The following is a 411-nucleotide window of genomic DNA, read 5'->3' as shown; positions in this document are numbered from 1 at the left end:
GTCCATCGTCTCGAGGACGATGCCGCCGCCGGCGCCGATCCGACCGGAAACGATGCGCGTGTTGAGCGACAGCATGGCGCCGTTCTCTTCGGCCTCGCCGAGCAGGGCGAGCATCAAAGCGTGGCTGTCGATGATGCCAGTGGAGGGCGACAGCAATGCCTTGGTGCAATGCAGCGCCGGCTCCAGCGTTTGCGCCTCGGCTGCGGAGAGAAACCGCAGGTCGTCAACGCCGCAAGCGGCGGCATTGGCGCGAATGGAGGCAAGCACCGGCTCCTGTGCCTCGTCGGTTGCGACGATGAGCTTGCCGCAGCGCCGGTGCGGGATCGACCGCTCCGCGCAGTAGCGGTACAGAAGCTCGCGCCCGTCAACGCAGTACCGCGCCTTCAGTGACCCCCTTGGGTAGTATATGCC

General features: G+C 66.4%; 1 protein-coding gene. It reads right to left on the bottom strand.

Annotation, left to right across the window (positions count from 1 at the left end; translation table 11 throughout):
• Positions 1-411: FAD-dependent oxidoreductase (locus EOA29_RS40520; RefSeq protein ID WP_127222613.1), on the bottom strand; the 411-nt coding region annotated here is incomplete at both ends.

Origin of the sequence: Mesorhizobium sp. M1E.F.Ca.ET.063.01.1.1, assembly GCF_003998155.1 — a bacterium.
In the GTDB taxonomy this organism is placed as follows: Bacteria; Pseudomonadota; Alphaproteobacteria; order Rhizobiales; family Rhizobiaceae; genus Mesorhizobium.
The sequence above is the reverse complement of the archived record's forward strand: the minus strand, read 5'-3'. Positions and strand labels throughout refer to the sequence as shown.